General features: G+C 50.1%; 20 protein-coding genes. 17 read left to right on the top strand and 3 right to left on the bottom strand.

What is annotated here, in order from left to right; all coding sequences use genetic code 11:
* Nucleotides 1-51 precede the first annotated feature (51 nt).
* The 13 genes from rnz to NST07_RS18880 all read left to right on the top strand — a co-directional run bounded on the left by rnz (nucleotide 52) and on the right by NST07_RS18880 (nucleotide 12000).
* On the top strand, nucleotides 52-1014 hold the full coding sequence (gene rnz / locus NST07_RS18940) for a ribonuclease Z (protein ID WP_342479942.1): 963 nt from the start codon (nucleotides 52-54) through the stop codon (nucleotides 1012-1014).
* 249 nt (nucleotides 1015-1263) lie between these two features.
* The gene (locus NST07_RS18935; protein WP_342479941.1) at nucleotides 1264-2052 is read left to right on the top strand and encodes an HAD-IIA family hydrolase; all 789 of its coding nucleotides are present in this window, start codon (nucleotides 1264-1266) and stop codon (nucleotides 2050-2052) included.
* 47 nt (nucleotides 2053-2099) lie between these two features.
* Entirely contained in the window at nucleotides 2100-2915 is an 816-nt protein-coding gene (locus NST07_RS18930) for a DNA-formamidopyrimidine glycosylase family protein (protein WP_341097697.1), read from the top strand.
* Nucleotides 2905-3768: a deoxyribonuclease IV gene (locus NST07_RS18925; RefSeq protein WP_341093763.1), complete on the top strand. Its 864-nt coding sequence runs from the start codon at nucleotides 2905-2907 to the stop codon at nucleotides 3766-3768. The genes NST07_RS18930 and NST07_RS18925 overlap by 11 nt, the downstream gene beginning before the upstream one ends.
* Before the next feature lie 11 nt (nucleotides 3769-3779).
* Nucleotides 3780-4109 (top strand): cyclic-phosphate processing receiver domain-containing protein, encoded by a 330-nt coding sequence (locus tag NST07_RS18920; protein WP_342479940.1) that lies wholly within the window; start codon nucleotides 3780-3782, stop codon nucleotides 4107-4109.
* Nucleotides 4106-4438 carry a thioredoxin family protein gene (locus tag NST07_RS18915; RefSeq protein ID WP_341093760.1) on the top strand — a complete coding sequence of 111 codons (333 nt, stop codon included), beginning with the start codon at nucleotides 4106-4108 and terminating at the stop codon, nucleotides 4436-4438. Before NST07_RS18920 ends, NST07_RS18915 begins: the two co-directional genes overlap by 4 nt.
* On the top strand, nucleotides 4439-5215 hold the full coding sequence (locus tag NST07_RS18910) for an ATP-binding cassette domain-containing protein (RefSeq protein WP_341093758.1): 777 nt from the start codon (nucleotides 4439-4441) through the stop codon (nucleotides 5213-5215).
* 1 nt (nucleotide 5216) lies between these two features.
* Nucleotides 5217-6284: an SAM-dependent methyltransferase gene (locus NST07_RS18905; RefSeq protein WP_341093757.1), complete on the top strand. Its 1068-nt coding sequence runs from the start codon at nucleotides 5217-5219 to the stop codon at nucleotides 6282-6284.
* A gap of 170 nt (nucleotides 6285-6454) precedes the next feature.
* Nucleotides 6455-7960 carry a serine/threonine-protein kinase gene (locus tag NST07_RS18900; RefSeq protein ID WP_341378841.1) on the top strand — a complete coding sequence of 502 codons (1506 nt, stop codon included), beginning with the start codon at nucleotides 6455-6457 and terminating at the stop codon, nucleotides 7958-7960.
* A 144-nt stretch (nucleotides 7961-8104) separates the two neighbouring features.
* The gene (locus NST07_RS18895; protein ID WP_341378840.1) at nucleotides 8105-9658 is read left to right on the top strand and encodes an ABC-F family ATP-binding cassette domain-containing protein; all 1554 of its coding nucleotides are present in this window, start codon (nucleotides 8105-8107) and stop codon (nucleotides 9656-9658) included.
* A gap of 78 nt (nucleotides 9659-9736) precedes the next feature.
* Nucleotides 9737-10807 (top strand): ThiF family adenylyltransferase, encoded by a 1071-nt coding sequence (locus NST07_RS18890; RefSeq protein ID WP_038592940.1) that lies wholly within the window; start codon nucleotides 9737-9739, stop codon nucleotides 10805-10807.
* 18 nt (nucleotides 10808-10825) lie between these two features.
* Nucleotides 10826-11128 carry a Dabb family protein gene (locus tag NST07_RS18885; RefSeq protein WP_341093753.1) on the top strand — a complete coding sequence of 101 codons (303 nt, stop codon included), beginning with the start codon at nucleotides 10826-10828 and terminating at the stop codon, nucleotides 11126-11128.
* Nucleotides 11129-11166: 38 nt separating this feature from the next.
* Entirely contained in the window at nucleotides 11167-12000 is an 834-nt protein-coding gene (locus NST07_RS18880) for a response regulator transcription factor (protein ID WP_342479939.1), read from the top strand.
* Nucleotides 12001-12042: 42 nt separating this feature from the next.
* On the opposite strand, the gene NST07_RS18875 is transcribed toward NST07_RS18880, so the two are convergent.
* Entirely contained in the window at nucleotides 12043-12552 is a 510-nt protein-coding gene (locus tag NST07_RS18875) for a C40 family peptidase (RefSeq protein ID WP_341093751.1), read from the bottom strand.
* A 282-nt stretch (nucleotides 12553-12834) separates the two neighbouring features.
* Entirely contained in the window at nucleotides 12835-13476 is a 642-nt protein-coding gene (locus NST07_RS18870) for a thiamine diphosphokinase (RefSeq protein WP_341093750.1), read from the bottom strand.
* A 170-nt stretch (nucleotides 13477-13646) separates the two neighbouring features.
* Here NST07_RS18870 and NST07_RS18865 point away from each other — a divergent pair, with 170 nt between their 5' ends.
* On the top strand, nucleotides 13647-14111 hold the full coding sequence (locus NST07_RS18865) for a low molecular weight protein-tyrosine-phosphatase (protein WP_341097696.1): 465 nt from the start codon (nucleotides 13647-13649) through the stop codon (nucleotides 14109-14111).
* Nucleotides 14112-14258: 147 nt separating this feature from the next.
* On the opposite strand, the gene NST07_RS18860 is transcribed toward NST07_RS18865, so the two are convergent.
* The gene (locus NST07_RS18860; protein ID WP_341093749.1) at nucleotides 14259-14990 is read right to left on the bottom strand and encodes an alpha/beta hydrolase-fold protein; all 732 of its coding nucleotides are present in this window, start codon (nucleotides 14988-14990) and stop codon (nucleotides 14259-14261) included.
* A 276-nt stretch (nucleotides 14991-15266) separates the two neighbouring features.
* On the opposite strand from NST07_RS18860, the gene pdhA reads away from it, so the two are divergent.
* The 3 genes from pdhA (at nucleotide 15267) to NST07_RS18845 (ending at nucleotide 19120) form a co-directional block, all read left to right on the top strand.
* On the top strand, nucleotides 15267-16334 hold the full coding sequence (gene pdhA, locus NST07_RS18855; protein WP_038592926.1) for a pyruvate dehydrogenase (acetyl-transferring) E1 component subunit alpha: 1068 nt from the start codon (nucleotides 15267-15269) through the stop codon (nucleotides 16332-16334).
* Between the two features lie 15 nt (nucleotides 16335-16349).
* Complete coding sequence (locus tag NST07_RS18850; RefSeq protein WP_038592923.1) at nucleotides 16350-17327, top strand: alpha-ketoacid dehydrogenase subunit beta; 978 nt, start codon at nucleotides 16350-16352, stop codon at nucleotides 17325-17327.
* Nucleotides 17328-17479: 152 nt separating this feature from the next.
* Nucleotides 17480-19120, top strand: a complete 1641-nt coding sequence (locus tag NST07_RS18845) for a 2-oxo acid dehydrogenase subunit E2 (protein WP_341093747.1) — start codon at nucleotides 17480-17482, stop codon at nucleotides 19118-19120.
* Nucleotides 19121-19123 lie beyond the last annotated feature (3 nt).

Genomic DNA, 19123 nt, shown 5'->3' with positions numbered 1-19123 from the left:
GGTGTAAGGAAGATGTTTTTGTCTTTACAGAAAAAAGAGAGGAGGATTATGATGGAGGTTTATTTTCTGGGCACTAATGCAGGTGTGCCGACCCTACAGCGCAATGTTACCTCAATTGCCCTAAGGCTGCTTGAGGAACGGCGCAGTTTCTGGATGTTTGACTGTGGAGAAGCCACTCAGCACCAGGTCTTGCGTTCTCCATTGCGACTGGGTAAGCTGGAGAAGCTGTTTATTACCCATCTGCACGGTGATCACCTGTTTGGCTTGCCGGGTCTGCTGTCGAGCCGCGGATATCAGGGTGGAACTGCTCCGCTAACTGTATATGGTCCACCGGGCCTGAAGGCTTTTCTGGATATTTCATTATCCGTCAGCCAGTCCCGTATTCCATATAAGCTTGATATTGTAGAGCATACCGGAGGTCTCGTGTTTGAAGACGACAGCTTTAAGGTGGAGGCTGGCCTGCTGGAGCACCGGATTGACAGCTATGGTTACAGGGTAACAGAGAAAGACAGTCCGGGGAGTCTCAATACCGAACTGCTCCGAAGCTATGGGTTGAAGCCGGGGCCGCTTTACGGCAAGCTGAAGAAAGGTGAAAATGTTATTACCGATGAAGGAACGCTTATTAGCGCTGCAGATGTGGTCAACGAGCCGAAAAAAGGACGCATCGTGACCATTCTGGGCGACACACGGCCTTGTAAGGGAAGTCTGCCGCTGGCACAGGGTGCTGATCTTATCGTCCATGAGGCAACCTTCGCCCATGACCTGGCGGATATGGCCTATCAATATCATCACAGCACTGCCCGGCAGGCGGCTACGCTTGCTCATGAAGCGGAAGGACGGGAACTGTTACTGACACACTTCAGCTCGCGTTATATCTCGCAGGAACAGCTTGCTCCACTGCTGGAAGAAGCGCAGGCGATCTTCCCGAATACACTGCTTGCAGAAGAGTTCTGCACCTTTCCGGTGTATCGGCGAAACTCCCTGAAGCCAGAGGGAAATGGCCCGGGGAATTAAATTATTTTCCGGGAAAGCGCAGGAAATGACACTGTACTGCCATAAAAAGACCAACAGGACAGCGGTTCGCTATCGTTCGACGATGTATGTTAAATTTTAAAGATTAGACTCGTTAAAACAGCACGAAGCAGTAGAGAAAATGCCGAACCGTTGCGGGTTTGTCTGCTATTGCTGTGGTTTATTTAATGTTAATTAATTGAGTGATTTATTAATTGCATTAATTAATATTCTGGGGATGGAGGGAGCGGTATGAAAGATATCGGAGGTTTGCTGATTGATCTTGACGGGACATTATTTCACGGAGGCATGATGATTCCCGGCGCTGACAGACTGATAGCAGGACTGCGCTCAGCGAGAATCCCCTTTCTGTTTGTAACAAACAATTCGTCACGGACAGCGGCGGCTGTCGCCGCACATCTGAACGGGATGGGCATTGAAGCTAAGGCGGAAGAGGTCTGCACTTCCTCAATGGCTGCAGCCCGCTATATTGCCGAGGAATCACCGAAGGCAAGGGTGGCGATACTTGGGGAAGAGGGATTGATTGAAGCTTGTACAGCTGCAGGATTGTCAATTGTGACGGAGAAACCGGAGTATGTGGTGCAAGGGATTTACCGTTCTTTTACATATGATTCACTGGCGCAGGCTTCCCGCTGGATTCAGGAAGGTGCGAAATTTGTGCTGACGAACCCGGATTTGATGCTGCCTTCCGATGATGGGGTCATGCCGGGAGCGGGATCACTGGGGGCGGCGATCGAAGCCGCAAGCGGTGTGTCCCCTGTAGTCATCGGCAAACCGGAATCGCACCTGGTCACCTATGCAACGGCGCTGCTGGGAATTAAACCGGAGACGGCTGTAGTTGTCGGGGATAATATGCGGACTGACATTTCGGCCGGGGTAAAAGCCGGCTGCCGGACAATATTGGTGCTTACCGGCCTGACTACAGCGGACAATTATGAACATTATCAACAGATAACAGGCGTAACACCAGATGAAATTTATGCTGATTTAGCTGAATTTATGGTAAGGCTCGGTGTATAATGTCAATGTTGTGATTGCTTTACCAACCTAGAAGGGACGATGTGAATATGCCGGAACTGCCGGAAATGGAGAATTACCGAAAGCTGCTTAGCCAGCATCTTATAAATGTTCCAATCACGGGTGTAACTGTGAATAGAGAAAAAACAATAAATATGGACACTGAAGCCTTTGTCAATGCACTGGTAGGTGCGCGCATTGTGTTTGTAGAACGCCGTGCCAAGCATATTCTGTTCCACCTTCACGATGGCCGCAGGCTGCTGCTGCATTTAATGCTCGGCGGATTGCTTTACTATGGAACAGAGGAAGAACGTCCGGATCGCAGTACACAGGTGGAATTGGCCTTTGGCGAGAACATCCTGTACTTTATGGGTCTGCGGCTCGGATACCTTCATCTGTTGTCGGTTAAGGAAAGCGAAGCGGCAATGGGCAAGCTGGGCCCTGAGCTTCTGGACCGCAGAATGACCGCGGAACGTTTCGCAGGACTGCTGAAGGGACGCCGTGGCGCACTTAAGAGCCTGCTCGTGAACCAGCAGGTTATGGCCGGTATCGGCAACTGCTATGCCGATGAAATTGCTTTTGAGGCAAGGCTACTGCCCTCGGTATTGGTTCAGAATCTATCGCCGGAGGCGATTACACGCTTGTATGAGAGTATCCGCAAGGTACTGGCGGAGGCAACGGAAATCGGCGGTTATATGGAGATGCCGTTTATGGCCGGCGATATAGTTACCGGCTCTTACAATGACCAGTGCAAGGTATATGACCGTGAGGGCGAACCATGCCTGCGCGGCGGGGGAACGATAATTAAGACGGAGCAATCCGGGCGTAAAGTGTTCTATTGCCCGGATTGCCAGCATGAAGAATAACCCCAAAATCGGGGCTCATGTCAGCATTCGCGGCGGATACGGGCGTGCGGCCCGGTTCGCCTGGGAGAGCGGTGCGGCATGTTTTCAATATTTTCCGAAGAATCCGCGCAGTCTGAAGCTGAAGCCGGTGGACAGGCGGGATGCCGAGGACTGCGCTGCCTTCTGCAGGGAGAAGGGAATCGTGTCTATCGCGCATACCCCTTACCCGACGAATATGGCGGCCGGTACCAAAGGTGCGGCTCCCCGTGAGATCATGGTAGCGTCGCTGTTGAATGATCTGGAAATCGCAGAGGCCTGCGGTTCGCTGGGGATAGTCGTGCATTTCGGACATTTTGCCGGAATAGAGCCGTTACAAGGCTATCAAAATATTATACAATGTATGAATGACACGCTGGTCGCCTGGAATGGCCGGACCAAACTGCTTATTGAGAATCAGGCCGGGAATCATGGCAATGAAGGCATGACGCTGGAAGAGCTGGTTAAGGTACGCGAGCTTAGCCGCTTTCCGGAGAAGATCGGATTTTGTTTTGATACCTGTCATGCTTTTGCATCGGGGATCTGGAATCCGCAGCATACGGAGGAACTGCTGGAACGGGGGGCTGCGCTGCATTACTGGCCGCATCTCGTTGCCGTACATCTGAATGATTCCCTTTATCCCTATGGGCTGCGCCGTGACAGGCACGCGCAAATCGGACAAGGCCATATTGGTGCAGAGAATCTGCGGAAGCTGCTGACCTCAGAGCCGTTTCGTCATCTGGCAGTTGCCTTGGAAACCGGAAAGGGGCCGGACGGCACCCACCGTCAGGAGATTGCTGCCGTGCTGGACTGGTATGAAGCGGAGGACAGACCGTGATAAATATTTATATGGATGATCTAAGAAAGCTGCCTACCGGCTTCACGCTGGCCCGGACAACGGAAGAATGTCTGCTGCTCTTGCGTGAATGCGAGGTCGGTATCCTGTCGCTGGATTATGACATGGGGCCGGAAGATTACAATGGGGCTGAAGTGGCCAGACGAATCGTGCTGGAAGGCTTGTATCCCCGGGAGATCTATCTGCATACCTCAAGTACAGCTGGCCGCAAAGAGATGTATGAGCTGTTGTATACTGCAAGACCTGAGGGAAGCGTATTGCATCATGGCCCGATCACAGCTGAGAAACTAGTGGGAATTGCTGCAGGAGCGGGATGCATATGACTGAAATTACTGAAATGGATCAATCCGGGCTGCTGGATTTGCTGAAGCAGGGGCGTGAACCACTTGTTGTTTTTCTGTATACCCCGCTTTGCGGGACCTGTAAGGCTGCCCGGCGGATGCTGGAGGTAGCGGCTCATCTGCTGCCCCAGGATTTGATAATGGCTGGCGGGAATGTGAACATGCTTCCGGAGCTCGTGAACCTCTACCGTATTTCAAGTGTCCCTGCACTGCTGGTGGTCCCGGCGGACCGCTGCTCTGAACCGGAGATTCATTATGCAGTGGGTTCTGTAGAACAAGTGCTGGAATACATAAGGAGAGTGACCTCATAAATGATATCTTTACAACATCTTACCCTTAGACGGGAGCAAAGCCAGATTCTTTACGATGTGTCGCTGGAAATGAAGCAAGGCGAAAACTGGGTTATTCTTGGACGGAACGGTTCCGGTAAAACAACGATTCTGGAGATGATGACTGGTTATTTGTTTCCAAGCAGCGGATCTGTTGAGGTTCTGGGCTATAAATACGGCCAGTGCGATCTGCGGGAAGTGCGCAAGGAAATCGGCTATATCGGCCCGTCACTGATGGAAAAGCTGTCGCTCACCGACCCTGTGTGGGAAGTGGTAGCTACCGGTGCTTACGCTTATCTGCGATTTTATCAGGCGATTCCACAATCTGTTCAGGATCAGGCGAAAAGGCTGCTTGAAGAGATGAATCTCGGAGAAATGGCCTATCATCCGTTTGGCACCTTGTCCCAAGGAGAACGCAAAAAGGCGATGCTGGCCCGCTGCCTGATGGCCGAACCGAAGCTGCTGATTATGGATGAGCCCTGTGCCGGCCTTGATCTATACGAGCGGGAAAAAATGCTCGCCGAGATCGACAAGCTGAAGCAGCGTGATGTATCCGTAGTTTACGTTACACATCATGTGGAAGAGATTGTGCCGCTCTTTACTCATGTGGCGCTGATCCGTGACGGGAAGCTGGCAGGCTCCGGCCCCAAAGAAGAAGTATTAACCAAAGAAATGATCTTGGCTACTTTTGATATTCCCGTAGAAGTTGAATGGGATAGCGGTCGTCCCTGGATTAAAATCAGACCTGGAGGCAAATGATTTGAACGATAGTATACAAGAGAACGGTGAGCAGACAGCTGCTCCGGAAGAAAAGACCCTTTCACGTTATATCTGCACCGCCAATCACGGCTTTGCACCTTATGCCCAGGAAGAGCTCCGCCGCCTGTTCGGCGCGGTGAAGAGTACGCTGCTGCTGCCGGGTGAGATCTTCTTGGCGACACTGGAAGCGGAGCCGGAAGAGGTATCCAGCCTGCTGGCGCAGAATCTGCCGATCTTTCTGCGGCATATTCAACCCGTGCAGTTCCAGGATCAGGGCAACCCGTCTGGCCTGGAACGGCTTGTAGCCTATCTGAGCCGGCGCAAAGAATTGGAAGGCGGGAAGGTTTCGCTGCATGTGCGCAAAGGCGGAAGCTCCTTCTGGCAGGACAGTCCCGGCGAGCTTCGGGAATGGCTGCAGGAGCAGCTCGTGAGTCTGGGTGCGGAATTCACCGTACAGGAACCGGCGTGGGTGATATCTGTATATGCAGACGGAGAAGCGCTGTATGCCGGAGTGTCCCGGCCTGAGGACAACCTGTCCAGCTGGAACGGAGGAATGATCCGTTTCCGCAAGGAGGATGGACAAATTTCACGCGCGAAGTTTAAGCTGATGGAGGCGGAGAAGGAATTTGCCATTCCGTTCTCCAGCTTTCGCAATGCGGTCGATATTGGTGCTTCTCCGGGCGGCTGGACATCATTCCTGCTGGAACGCGGCCTCAAGGTGACGGCAGTTGACCCGGCACTGATGCATGAATCGCTGCGCAATCAGCCAGGACTGAAGATTCTGCGCAAAAATGCGGGTGAAGTGAAATTCCGCGAGAACGAGTTTGATCTGCTGGTCTGCGATATGAGCTGGAGCCCCAAGCTGATGGCGAAGCTGGTTACGGGGCTGCTGCACAGTCTCACGCCGGGTGGAACGGCGGTTGTTACAGTGAAGCTAATGCATAAGAAGCCACTGGCGATGATTAAGGAAATCATCAGTATGTTTGAAGGTGAACGGATGCAGATTCAGCGGGCGAAGCAGCTGTTTCATAACCGTGACGAGATTACACTGTATATGATCAAGTATTAAGTGAATCTTTGTTTAGGTAACAGCAGTAGTTCATTCCATAAATAATTTAGTTTTAGAGGGAAAGCATCCCGTTATCTACGCTTCCGGCGAATCGCCGGATTAAGCTGTATAACGGTGGCTCTCCCTCTTTTTTTTTGTTTGTATCAGGCTAGGACAAGGAGGAAATAAGGATGAATTATGAATCGAAGCTTGTAGTGGGGCAGCTTCTTGGAGACAGGTACCAAATCACTGCTTTAATCGGTACGGGCGGAATGAGTTATGTATATCTGGCGGAGGATATAAGGCTGGCTGGCAAACGCTGGGCCGTGAAGGAAAGCATGTGCTTTGAAGGCGAAGTGAATTACGGATCCGTTCTGGCGGAGGCAGATATGCTCATCTCGCTGAACCACAAGCTATTCCCGAGAGTTGCCGACTTCTACCCTCCGGATGAAGAAGGATATTGTTATCTGGTTATGGATTATATCGAAGGTGTGACCCTTAGCCAATATATGGACGGGCATCCTGTACCGATACAGACTGAACGGCTGATCAGCTATGTCAAACAGCTGCTGGAGGTATTGTGTTATTTGCACGGGCATCAACCGCCGATTATTTACCGTGATTTGAAGCCCTCCAATATTATGCTGACCGGATCGAATTCGCTGATGCTGATTGATTTTGGCATTGCCCGCAGCTACAGAAGCGGTGCAGGTGAAGATACCGAGAAGCTGGGGACCGTCGGCTTCGCCGCCCCGGAACAATACGGCAGCGGGCAGAGCGGGCCTTTCTCAGACCTCTATGGTTTGGGAGCGCTAATGTTGTATATGGCCTCTGCAGGTCAATACAGCCGCTGGCAACCGGGCATGGAGGCCAAGCTGCGCCGGGTAATTCCAGATAAGCTGATTCCTGTCATCAGACGTTTGCTGCGCCATCATCCCGAAGAAAGATATCAATGCGCCGAGGAGGTGCTGCGTGCGCTGGAGCCGATTGAAGCAGCGGTGGAGAATTACACATTCCGGGAGATGCAGGTTTCCGGTCCGGAGACGAAACGGGAAATGATCATTGTGGCGCTGCTCGGGACAGCTTCGGGCCTCGGCACGACACATACCTCTCTGGCAGTGGCCAGCAGCCTTTCCAGGAAGGGGATGACGGCCTGGGTGGATTTCAGCCCGGATTCATCCGTTTATGATCGTATCCGCAGCCTATTTGATTTTCCGGTGGCCGGGGGATTCCCCACCAGTAAAGTTCTTCCTCTGGAATGGAAAGAGCTGCATTTCTGGCAGCGTCCAGAACATGGGAATATGAAAGAAATACTGGAGAGGGGATATCAGTTTGTAGTACTCGACCTTGGAACAGGCGGTTATGAGGCTGCGTTTGAGGCGTTCACGGACAGCGAGGTTCCGATGCTGATTACATCGGGAGCTGAATGGAGACTGGAAGATACTCTTCACTGGCTGCGCCGCAACGGGCTTGTACCACAGCCGAAGTGGCGGATTTGTCTGCCGTTTGCCGGGAAATCAGCAGCACTGTTACTGGAATCTGCGCTCGGTATTGGGAGGGTATACAATTTGCCGCTCCAGCAGGATCCTTTTCAACGGAAAGGGAAGCTGCTGGAGGTTCTGGATGAACTGCTAAGTGAAAGCATGAAGAAGAAGAATTATGAAAAACGCTATGGTTTTTTTCAGAAAAGAACGTAAATGAATGGAATTATATTGCAATATATCTTTCCTTCAGTTAAATTCCTATTTCAGGCTTGCGCTTACTTGTGCTAAAATGGTCGTTGTATGTATTGACAGAATACTGCTTATTTTTAAATATAGATAGGAGCTTACGGAGAATTTATGAGTTTACTTACAGTAGAAGACGTTTCCCACAACTTCGGAGACCGGCAGCTCTTCAAGAATGTGAATTTCCGGCTGCTCGACGGAGAGCATGTTGGTCTGGTGGGGGCGAATGGCGTCGGTAAATCGACGCTGATGAATATTTTGACCGGAACTTTGCTGAAGGACAGCGGGAGAGTGGAATGGACTCCCAAGGTGCGTTATGGCTATCTGGATCAACATACCAATCTTACGCCGGGTAAAACCGTGCGCGATGTGCTGAAGGATGCTTTCCTGCCGCTGCTTGAGCTGGAGAATGATATGATGGCGATTACCGAGAAAATGGGCGATGCCTCTCCGGAAGAGCTGGAACTGCTTCTGGAACAGATGGGGGAAATCCAGGAACAGCTGGATATCGGAGACTTCTATTTGATTGATGTGAAGGTTGAGGAAATGGGCAACGGGTTGGGATTGACGGCAATTGGCCTGGACCGTGATGTCGCTTCGCTCAGCGGAGGACAGCGGACTAAGGTGCTGCTGGCCAAGCTGCTGCTGGAGAAACCGAATGTGCTGCTGCTCGATGAGCCTACCAACTATCTGGACGTAGAGCATATTGACTGGCTTACTAACTACCTGAAGCAGTATCCTTATGCCTTTTTGCTGATTTCCCATGATACAGAATTTATGAACAAGGTTGTTAATGTCGTGTACCATCTTGAATTTGCCAAGCTGACCCGCTATACGGCCAACTATGAGCAATTCCTTGATATGGCTGACATGAACAAGAACCAGCATATTGATGCTTATGAGAAGCAGCAGGAATTCATTAAGAAGCAAGAGGATTTCATTCAGCGAAACAAGGCGCGTGCTTCCACCTCGGGACGGGCGAAGAGCCGTGAGAAGCAGCTCGACCGTCTGGAACGGATTGAACGTCCAGAAGAAGCGGCCAAGCCGACGTTTTCGTTCAAGGAAAGCCGGGCGAGCGGCAAGACTGTGTTCGAAGGCATCGACTTCGAGATTGGCTATGACCGTCCGCTGCTGCCAAAGCTGAATATGACGATAGAACGCGGGGAGAAGATTGCAATTGTCGGCTGCAACGGTGTAGGTAAATCCACGCTGCTGAAGACGATTCTCGGCGTGATTCCCGCATACAGCGGAAAAACGTACTTGGGCGATTACCTCAGTTCCGCCTACTTCCAGCAGGAGGTTAAGGCTGCTAACATTACACCGATTGATGATGTCTGGAATGAATTTTCCAGTCTCAACCAGCATGAAGTGCGCGCCCATCTGGCCCGTTGCGGATTGAAAAATGAGCATATTACCCGTCCGCTGAGCATGTTGAGCGGTGGTGAACAGGCGAAGGTGCGTATATGTAAGCTGATGATGCGCGAAAGCAATTGGATTCTATTCGACGAGCCTACAAATCACCTTGATATCGTCGCCAAGGCAGAGCTGAAGCGTGCCCTGCAGGAATACAAAGGTACTATTCTGCTTGTATCTCATGAACCTGATTTCTACGAAGATTGGGTGACAAAGACTTGGGATGTTGAGCAGTGGTCGGCGCAATCTGTATAGTTGAATTTCAAAGTCCGGGGAAGAGCAATGTTATTGGTGCTGTTCCCCGGCTTTTAAATATGGGGGGCTGTTTCCGGGATGAGCCATAATGAACATGAAAAAGAGTCTGCTGTCCATTCTTCAGGCCGGGATGGACGATATTCACGCCAGGTACGCTTTACACCTTTCGGGATTGAGGGGCAGCAGGGGCTAGCACGTTCCAGTGTACTTATTGTTGGAGCTGGCGCACTTGGCACGGGGATTGCCGAGACACTGGCGCGTTGCGGAGTGGGACGCCTGATTCTTGCCGACCGTGATTATGTGGAGTGGAGCAATCTGCAGCGCCAGCAGCTGTACACCGAGGAGGACGCTATCGGGCGTATGCCCAAAGCGGAAGCGGCCAAAGCCAGGCTGGAGAACATCAATTCCGAAATAAAAGTTGAAGCGCATGTGCTGGATGTACGTGCTGAAGAACTGGAAAGCCTGCTTCACGGCGTGGACCTCATCATGGATGGCACTGATAACTTTGATACCCGGCTTATTATAAATGATATGGCGATGAAGTACGGTATTCCCTGGATCTATGGGGGCTGCGTAGGCAGCTATGGTATTACCTATACGATTCTGCCTGGAGAAACACCATGTCTGAACTGCCTGCTGGGGACTATACCTCTGGGTGGGGATACCTGTGATACGGCGGGGATTCTGCCGCAGGCAGTGCAGCTCGTTACTGCTAACGCTACAGCAGAGGCGCTGAAGCTGCTCGGAGGACGGAAGGAACAGCTTCGAAACAAGCTCTTGACCTTTGATGTGTGGCGCAATGAACATCAGGAGATCGGTGTCAAAGCTGCCAAGAAGAGTGATTGTCCGTCCTGCGGCAGCCAGCCGGTTTATCCTTATCTGACCGCGGCGAATACGGAACGGAGCGATGTGCTCTGTGGCCGGGACACCGTGCAGATCCGTCCGGCACGGCGGCAGAAGCTTAATCTGCAGGAAACGGCAGACCGGCTGTCCAGACTGGGGGCCGGCAAGGTAGAGAGCAATCCTTATCTTGTTTCCTATACAGACGGGCCTTACCGCATGGTCATTTTCACTGATGGACGGGCTTTGATTCATGGAACCAGTGATATTGCAGCAGCCCGCAGCTTTTATCACCGGTATTTCGGATAATGAAGGGGAGAGAATAGAATGAACAATGGAACGATCCGTCACATGGCAATCTTTACGTTAAAACATCCGGTGAATTCTGAGGAAACGGCGGCATTTCTGAAAGCCGGAGAGGATATTCTCAGCGCTATTCCGGTGGTGCGCAATTTTGAGATGCTGCGCCAGGTGAGTGCCAAATGTGAATATGACTTTGGCTTCTCGATGGAGTTTGATAATCAGGAGGCTTACGAGGCCTATAATAATCACCCCAGTCATCAGGCTTTTGTGCGTGAACGCTGGGACACTGAGGTGGCTGGCTTTCAGGAGATTGATTTTGTGAAATAATTGTTAATAGAAGTCAGCAAAGAGACCATTTCTTAGGAATGGTCTCTTTGCTTTGCGGGAACTCTAATGAATATCTGCGGCTGCACGGCCGCTATCGAACGATGAGTGAGGCGGGGATGTCCATGAATGAGGTAGTCGTATGGTTTGCGCCCGGGGCAATCCTTGGCAGTAAAGAATCTGCGGAAGACAGAACCAGGAGGGAAGAGGAGCATCAATTCATTGAGCTCACTCTGCATGAGCTTGGACTGCAAACAGCATTAAGCGAAGATCTTGAGGATCTTCGCTTAATGCTGTCCAGAGTGGAGCCCGTACTGCTCTTAACGGAGCTGTACGACGCCCGAGGATGGGAGGGATGGGAAATTATAGCGGATCTTAGAGAACGCGGCGTGTTTCTGCCAGTAGTAGTCATATCCAGCGGCAATTCGGAAGGAGAGGTAGTTGCGGCTTTTGAGGCGGGCGGCAATGAATACTTGAAGAAGCCGCTTCATGCAGGCGAGTTCAAATGCAGGGTAATGAATCTGTTATGGCTCACCGGACACCGGAGGGGCCATGAGACAAGGCTTAAGGTCGATGGACTGGTGCTGGACCCCAGTCGCAGGCTGGTTAGCCGGGACGGAAATTCCCTTACACTGACCCCCAAAGAATTTGATCTGCTGTATTACCTCGCCGTGCATTTGGGGGAAATCTGTCCCCGCGGCGAGATTCTAAAGCATGTCTGGGGATACCATTTTCAAGCGGATACGAATGTAGTAGATGTCTACATCCGGCATATCCGGTTGAAAGTGGACAAGGGCCATCGGAATAAGCTGATTCATACCGTACGTGGAACCGGATATGTAATGCGCGCACCGGAAGGGGGAGAGACGGAGTGACTTCCGGTGCAGAGTAAGCGCTAAAAAATATTTAATAGAAAACTACAGTACGCGACGGGCTTTGAGGTAGGTTCTTTTCCAGTTTCCGGAGTTCAAATCCGAAATCGTTACACCCGGAGAGCCATAAGTGTGAAGAATCTTGCCATTTCCTGCATATACAGCTACGTGAGTTACGTTTCTGCCGTTAGCTCTGCTGCCGCTGGAGAAAAATACCAGATCGCCTGGACGAAGGTTAGCTTTGGAAACATAAGTTCCGACTTTCGATTGCGCTGCAGATGTGCGCGGCAGATTGACGCCATATTTGGCGAAAATGTATTTGGTAAAGGAAGAGCAGTCAAAATATCTGGTAGTAGAAGTGGATGCGCCGAACTGATAACGGGTACCCAGATAGTTTTTACCGAAATTAACAACCTTTTGTCCAGTAGAGGACGACGTCACGGATGCAGCAGCAACGGGTGCTGTACCGGCTCCTGTCACCATCAGTGTACTCAGGCCAATTGTGGTGCACATTCCTACGACGATTGCTTGCTTAAACCATTGTTGCTTTTTCATGTTGTAATACCTCCCAGGTTTGTATCTATCTTTCATTCGTCTTTCTCTGTTTCGTAGTATAGCAGGTTATACATGCCCTAAAATATGGAACAGAGGGTTCAAAACCAAGCTGGGTATGGGTTGTAAGCGTTTTATTAAAATCGCATTAAAAGTTACAAAATATTAATATTTGACGGTTATCTCGATATAAAAAAGCCGGAAAACCCTGTTGTGACAAGGGTTATCCCGGCTTTTTCGTTTTGAAACAAAGGTTACAACGATGTCTCCGAATTCATATGTAAATCAATCTTTACTCTGAATAATCAGCAGCAGACCGCTCTCAATAGTAACTGTTCCGCACCCCTCTAACAGACGGTTGCTTACAGCAAGAGACTGGCCAAGCTTAAGCGTGGCATCGGTAAGCGGGTATTGGAAACCTTGAAGTGTAATCCCTGTAACTTCAGGAGTCAGAGGAAGTAAAGAGACATAAGTATACCCCCGCTCATGCACCAGCGCCTGTGAACCGGTCAGGGTGATATAATTATGAGTATCCATCACAGAGCAGCTTACCTGGCGCTGTAGTGCTCTTGTCATCATCTGGATCCCGGCCAGTGTATGGTCCATCCGTGTGCCGGTCACACCGATCAGCAGAATCGACTCGGGCTGGGTGTTGAGTGCAAGTTCAAGTGCCATCTCGCTGTCGGTCAAATCCTTGTCCACAGGGTCACAAGTGATAGTTTTTTTGCTTCCTGCCTCAATCTGCTGCAGGGCTTCCGGGGAGACAGAGTCGAAATCGCCAACGGCAATGTCGGGTGTATACCCATGGGATATTAGAAACAAGGCACCACGGTCAGCGCCGATAATAAAATCTTCTTCATCTAATAGAAGTAAAAACTCCTCTGACAGCTCGCCGCCGGCAAAGATAACAACACGTTTGGATGGCAATACAATCCCCTCCTTTAAATCTGCTATATAGTTTGTCATCCTGACCAAGTATAATGCAGATTGAAAAGTTGTACAATTGATGCGGACAACGCTAAAATGAATAGAGTACGTTTCGTTTATGAAATGTGCAGATTAAATAACTGAGGAAACAATTGCAGGAGGTGAGAGAAATCGTAAGTGTATTATTCGTTTGTCTGGGCAATATTTGCCGCTCGCCTATGGCAGAAGCGGTGCTCCGCCATAAAATTGGTGAACGCAAGCTATCCGATAGAATCTCGGTGGATTCTGCCGGTACTGGTGACTGGCATATTGGCAAAGCACCGCATGAAGGAACCCGCCGTATTCTCGATCAGTGGGGAATCAGCTATGAGAATATGACAGCTCGCCTGGTTAGCAGCGGTGATTTTGAAAAGTTTCAATATATAGTGTGCATGGACAAGTCGAATGCGGAGAATGTCCGCAAGCTTCCCGGGGGGAAGGACGCTGAGCTGCTGTTCTTCATGGATTTGCTGCCGGATGAAGAGCTTCGCGAGGTTCCAGACCCTTATTTCACCGGTAACTTCGAGCAGGTCTATGATCTGATCAGTGCCGGCTGTGATGTACTGCTGGAGCGGATTATTGCAGAGAAGCTCTAGACAGGGCGCCACATTCCAGAATATCGGTTGGCGCCCTTGCAAAAAAAGGAAGGGCACCGTAATGCCCGTCATGATTTGAAAGCGTAATCAGTTGGCAAACATACATATGTTCGCAGTATGTTCACTATTTTGCCCATTTTACCTGTTTCATGAGTTAAAGAAATAGAGTAATGATTCTGGGAGCTCTTTTTGCCAAAATCCCCAGAGATGACGCCCGTCTTTTTCGCGGTAGGATACTGTAGCGCCCCGCGATTCCAGCAAAGCCTTGGTATCCCTGTTCATCTGCACGAAATCGTAAACTCCGGTATCCGTCTGGTATTCAGTTTCTTGCAGTCCTACTACCATATTAATAGTAAGCCAGGAGAGGTCCTCTTCCTGCTCAATGATTTCGCGTGACTCCGGATAATATGCACCGGAAAGACTAAGGACACGGGTGAAAAGCCCGGGATATGCCAGTGCCAAATGCAGAGAAACACTGCCGCCCAAGGAGTCTCCGGCGATGATCCGCTCATCAGGGGTGCGGCGAACCGGATAATTATGTTCAATGAAGGGAATAATCTCTTCGGCAAAGCAAGACAGGTATTGCTTAAACCTGCTGCCAAAGGGGGCGTACTCCTGTGTTCGCACGGGGACATTTACTTCCACTCCAACAATAATGAAAGGTTCCACATCTTCTTCCACAATCAGCTGCCCGGCAAGAGTAGCGATGCGGCCGAAGTTGAAGAACTCCTCCCCATCCTGGCAGTACACTACCGGATAACTGAGGACTTCGTTATAACCGGGGGGGAGATAAATGCGCAGCCTGCGTTCTTCCTGGAGAAATTCGCTCCATAATGTTTGCTTAATAATTGTACGTTTCAGAAAAACAGGTTCGCTCATAGCTGAATCGTCACCTTTCTTGTCGGATTTTGCATTAAACGTAGCGGTGCGTTAAAATTACCCAAGCGGTAAATGTGGCATTAATCATTTACTTGCTTAAAAAACCCTAATCTGTTATAGGATATTTATCAACCTGTTATACATACAAAATTTATGAAAACATAAATTTTATGCGTATTTCTTTGACGAAACAGATAAAACAGGTGTATAATAATTCTATAACAGAGGCCACTGATATTCAAATGGTATTCAAATTTTTTTATTGAGGTGAAAATGATGACTAGAGTTCCTTATGAAGTGTATACAGAGGACGTAGAGGCCCTTTCGGTACTTTCCCCGGATGGAGAAGTTATCAACAAGGATAAGATGCCTACACTTACCGATGATCAATTGAAAGAAATCATGTATCGTATGGTATTTACCCGTACTTGGGATGACCGTGCGGTCAACTTGGGCCGTCAAGGCCGCCTGGGATTCTACGCGCCGGTATCCGGACAAGAAGCAACCATGGTGGGCAGTGAATACGCCCTGCAGAAAGAAGATTTCGTATGCCCTGGCTACCGTGACATTCCGCAGCTGGTATGGCATGGACTTCCATTATACCAGGCTTTCCTATATTCCCGCGGCCATCAACATGGCGGTGAGATTCCTGAAGGTGTAAATGTTCTTATGCCTCAGATTATCATCGGTGCACAAATTCTGCACGCTACCGGAATTGCAATGGGCTTCAAATTGAAGAAACAACAAAACGTTGCTATTACTTACACTGGTGACGGCGGTTCTTCTGAAGGCGACTTCTATGAAGGTCTTAACTTTGCCGGACGCTTCAAATTGCCGGTAATCTTCTTTGTTCAAAATAACGGCTATGCGATTACGACTCCGTTCGCGAAGCAAACGGCTGCCAAATCCATCGCACATAAAGCAGTAGCAGCTGGTATTCCCGGTATTAAGATCGACGGCATGGACGTCTTTGCAGTAATCTCCGCGGTGCAGGAAGCTGCAGAACGCGCACGCAAAGGCGAAGGAGCTACGCTGATTGAAGCTGTGACTTACCGTTTCCGTCCGCATTCCCTTTCCGACGACGCCAGCAAATACCGTTCCAAAGAAGAAGAAGGACAATGGAACGAGAAGGACCCGATTGCCCGTCTTGCCAAGTATTTGGAGAAGAAAGGCCTCTGGACCGAAGAAGATACGCTGCGCGTAAGAGAAGAAGCGAAAGCGACTGTTAACGAGCAGATTAAAAAAGCAGAGCAAACCGAAAAAATGACCGTTCCTGGCTTGATCGACAGCATGTTCGAGGTAACTCCGAAACATCTGGAAGAACAAAAAGCCGATTTTGAATAAGGGGGATATCAGGCAATGGCACAAATGAATATGAAAGAAGCAATTCGTGACGCAATGCGCGTTGAACTGAACCGTGACCCTAACGTTCTTATCTTCGGTGAGGATGTAGGGAATGTAGGGGGCGTCTTCCGTGTAACGGAAGGGCTGCAAAAAGAATTTGGCGAAGATCGTGTTTTTGATACTCCGCTTGCTGAATCCGCCATCGGCGGTCTGGCTTTTGGTCTGGGCGTGCAAGGATTCCGTCCGATTGCTGAAATCCAGTTTGTTGGTTTCATCTTTGAAGCACTCGATCAAATCGTCGTTCAGGCTGCACGCCTGCGCTGGCGTTCGGGGGGCAGATTCAATGCTCCTGTAGTATTCCGTACTCCATTTGGCGGCGGCGTAAAAGCGGCTGAACTGCATACCGATTCCCTCGAAGGCCTGATCGCTCAAAGCCCGGGGATCAAAGTGGTTATTCCTTCCAATCCATACGATGCAAAGGGACTTCTGATTGCCTCGATCCGTGATAATGACCCGGTATTTTTCATGGAGCACTTGAACCTGTACCATGCATTCCGTGCAGAAGTGCCTGAAGGTGAATATACCGTCGAGCTGGGCAAAGCAAATGTTGTCCGCGAAGGTTCGGATGTTACAATTATCTCTTACGGTCTAATGGTACATACTGCTACCAAAGCGGCCGATCAGCTGGAAAAGGAAGGCATCAAGGCTGAAATTATCGATCTGCGTACGGTTAGCCCGATTGATATTGATACCATCGTTGCTTCTGTGAAGAAGACAAACCGTGCGATCGTTGTGCAAGAAGCGCAAAAGAGCTCCGGTGTGGCTGCAGAGGTAATCGCACAAATCAATGAAAAAGCTATTCTTCATCTGGAAGCGCCAGTGCTTCGTGTTGCCGGTCCGGACACCATTTATCCGTTCGCGCAAATCGAGGATAGTTGGATTCCTACACCAGCACGCGTAGTTGCAGCTGTTAAGAAAGTTATGGAATTCTAAGAAGAAACGTCCTTGCCGTCCTTGTAAAAGGGCGGCACCCGTTTCTGATTTGCTTTTGAGGTATTCACAAACTAAGCGGATGTTTTTGAAGCGAGTTTCTGAGAAGTTAGTTGAAGAAGCATCGGCTATATAACTATTAGGAGGTTATCAAGGTGGCAAAATTTGAGTACCGGTTCCCTGAGCTGGGCGAAGGTCTGCATGAAGGCGAAATTATCAAAATGCATATCAAAGCCGGCGATAAAGTAACCGATGACGATATCGTAATGGAAGTACAGAATGACAAGGCAGTTGTAGAAGTTCCTTGTCCGGTCAACGGTACAGTGCTTGAAGTCTTCACCAAAGACGGTCAAGTCTGCCGCGTAGGCGAAGTAGTGGCAATTATTGATGCAGAAGGCGATGTTCCTGAGCAGGAGGGCGGCCATACGGAAGCACAGGCTACTCAAGAAGCAGATGCAGCCAAAGGCGGAGCTGACACTAAGTCTTCTCCGGCAACCAGCAGCCCTGCAACTGGCGGCGCTGTAAACTTTGAATACCGGTTCCCTGAACTGGGCGAAGGTCTGCATGAAGGCGAAATTATAAAGATGCATATCAAAGTCGGCGACAAAGTAACCGATGACGATATCGTAATGGAAGTACAGAATGACAAAGCTGTAGTAGAAGTGCCCTGCCCTGTTAACGGCACAGTGCTTGAAGTACGTGTGAAGGACGGACAGGTATGCCGTGTGGGCGAAGTTGTAGCGATCATTGCTGCAGAAGGCGAAGTTCCACAGCAGGAAGGCGGCCACGCTGAAGCTCCGGCTGCTCAAGAATCCGCACCGGCAGCAGCTGCACCAGCAGCGGTTCCTGCTCCAAACCGCGATGTACTTGCTACGCCAAGTGTGCGCAAGTTTGCCCGTGAGCAGAGTGTTGACATCTCCAAGGTGAACGGCTCCGGCAAGAACGGCAAGATCACTCATGAAGATGTTGAAGCCTTCCTGAAAGGCGGCTCCGCTGCACCGGCAGCAGTTGCACCTGCTGCTGCACCAGCAGCATCGGAAGCACCAAAAGCCAAGGCCAAAGAAGCTGCACCAGCAGCATCCGGCAATGTAAGCCTTGAAGAAGAGCGCGTTCCATTCAAGGGTATCCGTAAAGCGATCTCCAATGCGATGGTTAAATCTGCATACACTGCGCCTCACGTTACCATCATGGACGAAGTGGATGTTACCGAGCTGGTAGCTTTCCGTGCCCGTATGAAACCAGTTGCTGAGAAGAAAGGCGTGAAGGTGACCTATCTTCCGTTTATCGTCAAAGCACTCGTGGCCGCTTCCCGTCAATTCCCGGCGCTTAACGCCATGATTGATGAAGAGTCCAATGAAATTGTCTACAAGAAATACTACAATATCGGTATCGCTACAGATACAGACAACGGTTTGATCGTTCCGGTTATCAAGGATGCTGACCGTAAGAGCATCTGGATGATTGCCAGCAGCATTACCGATCTGGCTGTGCGTGGACGTGACGGTAAGTTGGCAGCTAACGAAATGAGAGGCAGCACAATCTCCATCAGCAACATCGGTTCCGCTGGCGGTATGTTCTTTACACCGATCATCAACTTCCCTGAAGTGGCGATCCTCGGTACTGGACGTATCACTGAGAAACCAGTTGTGAAGAACGGTGAAATCGTAGCCGCTCCTGTTATGGCGCTGTCCCTGAGCTTTGACCACCGCATCATCGACGGTGCAACAGCACAGAACTTCATGAATTATATTAAGACCCTGCTCGCAAATCCTGATATGTTAGTTATGGAGGTGTAATTA

This window comes from Paenibacillus sp. FSL L8-0340 (genome assembly GCF_038593145.1).
Classification (GTDB): domain Bacteria; phylum Bacillota; class Bacilli; order Paenibacillales; family Paenibacillaceae; genus Paenibacillus_AQ.
The sequence above is the reverse complement of the archived record's forward strand: the minus strand, read 5'-3'. Positions and strand labels throughout refer to the sequence as shown.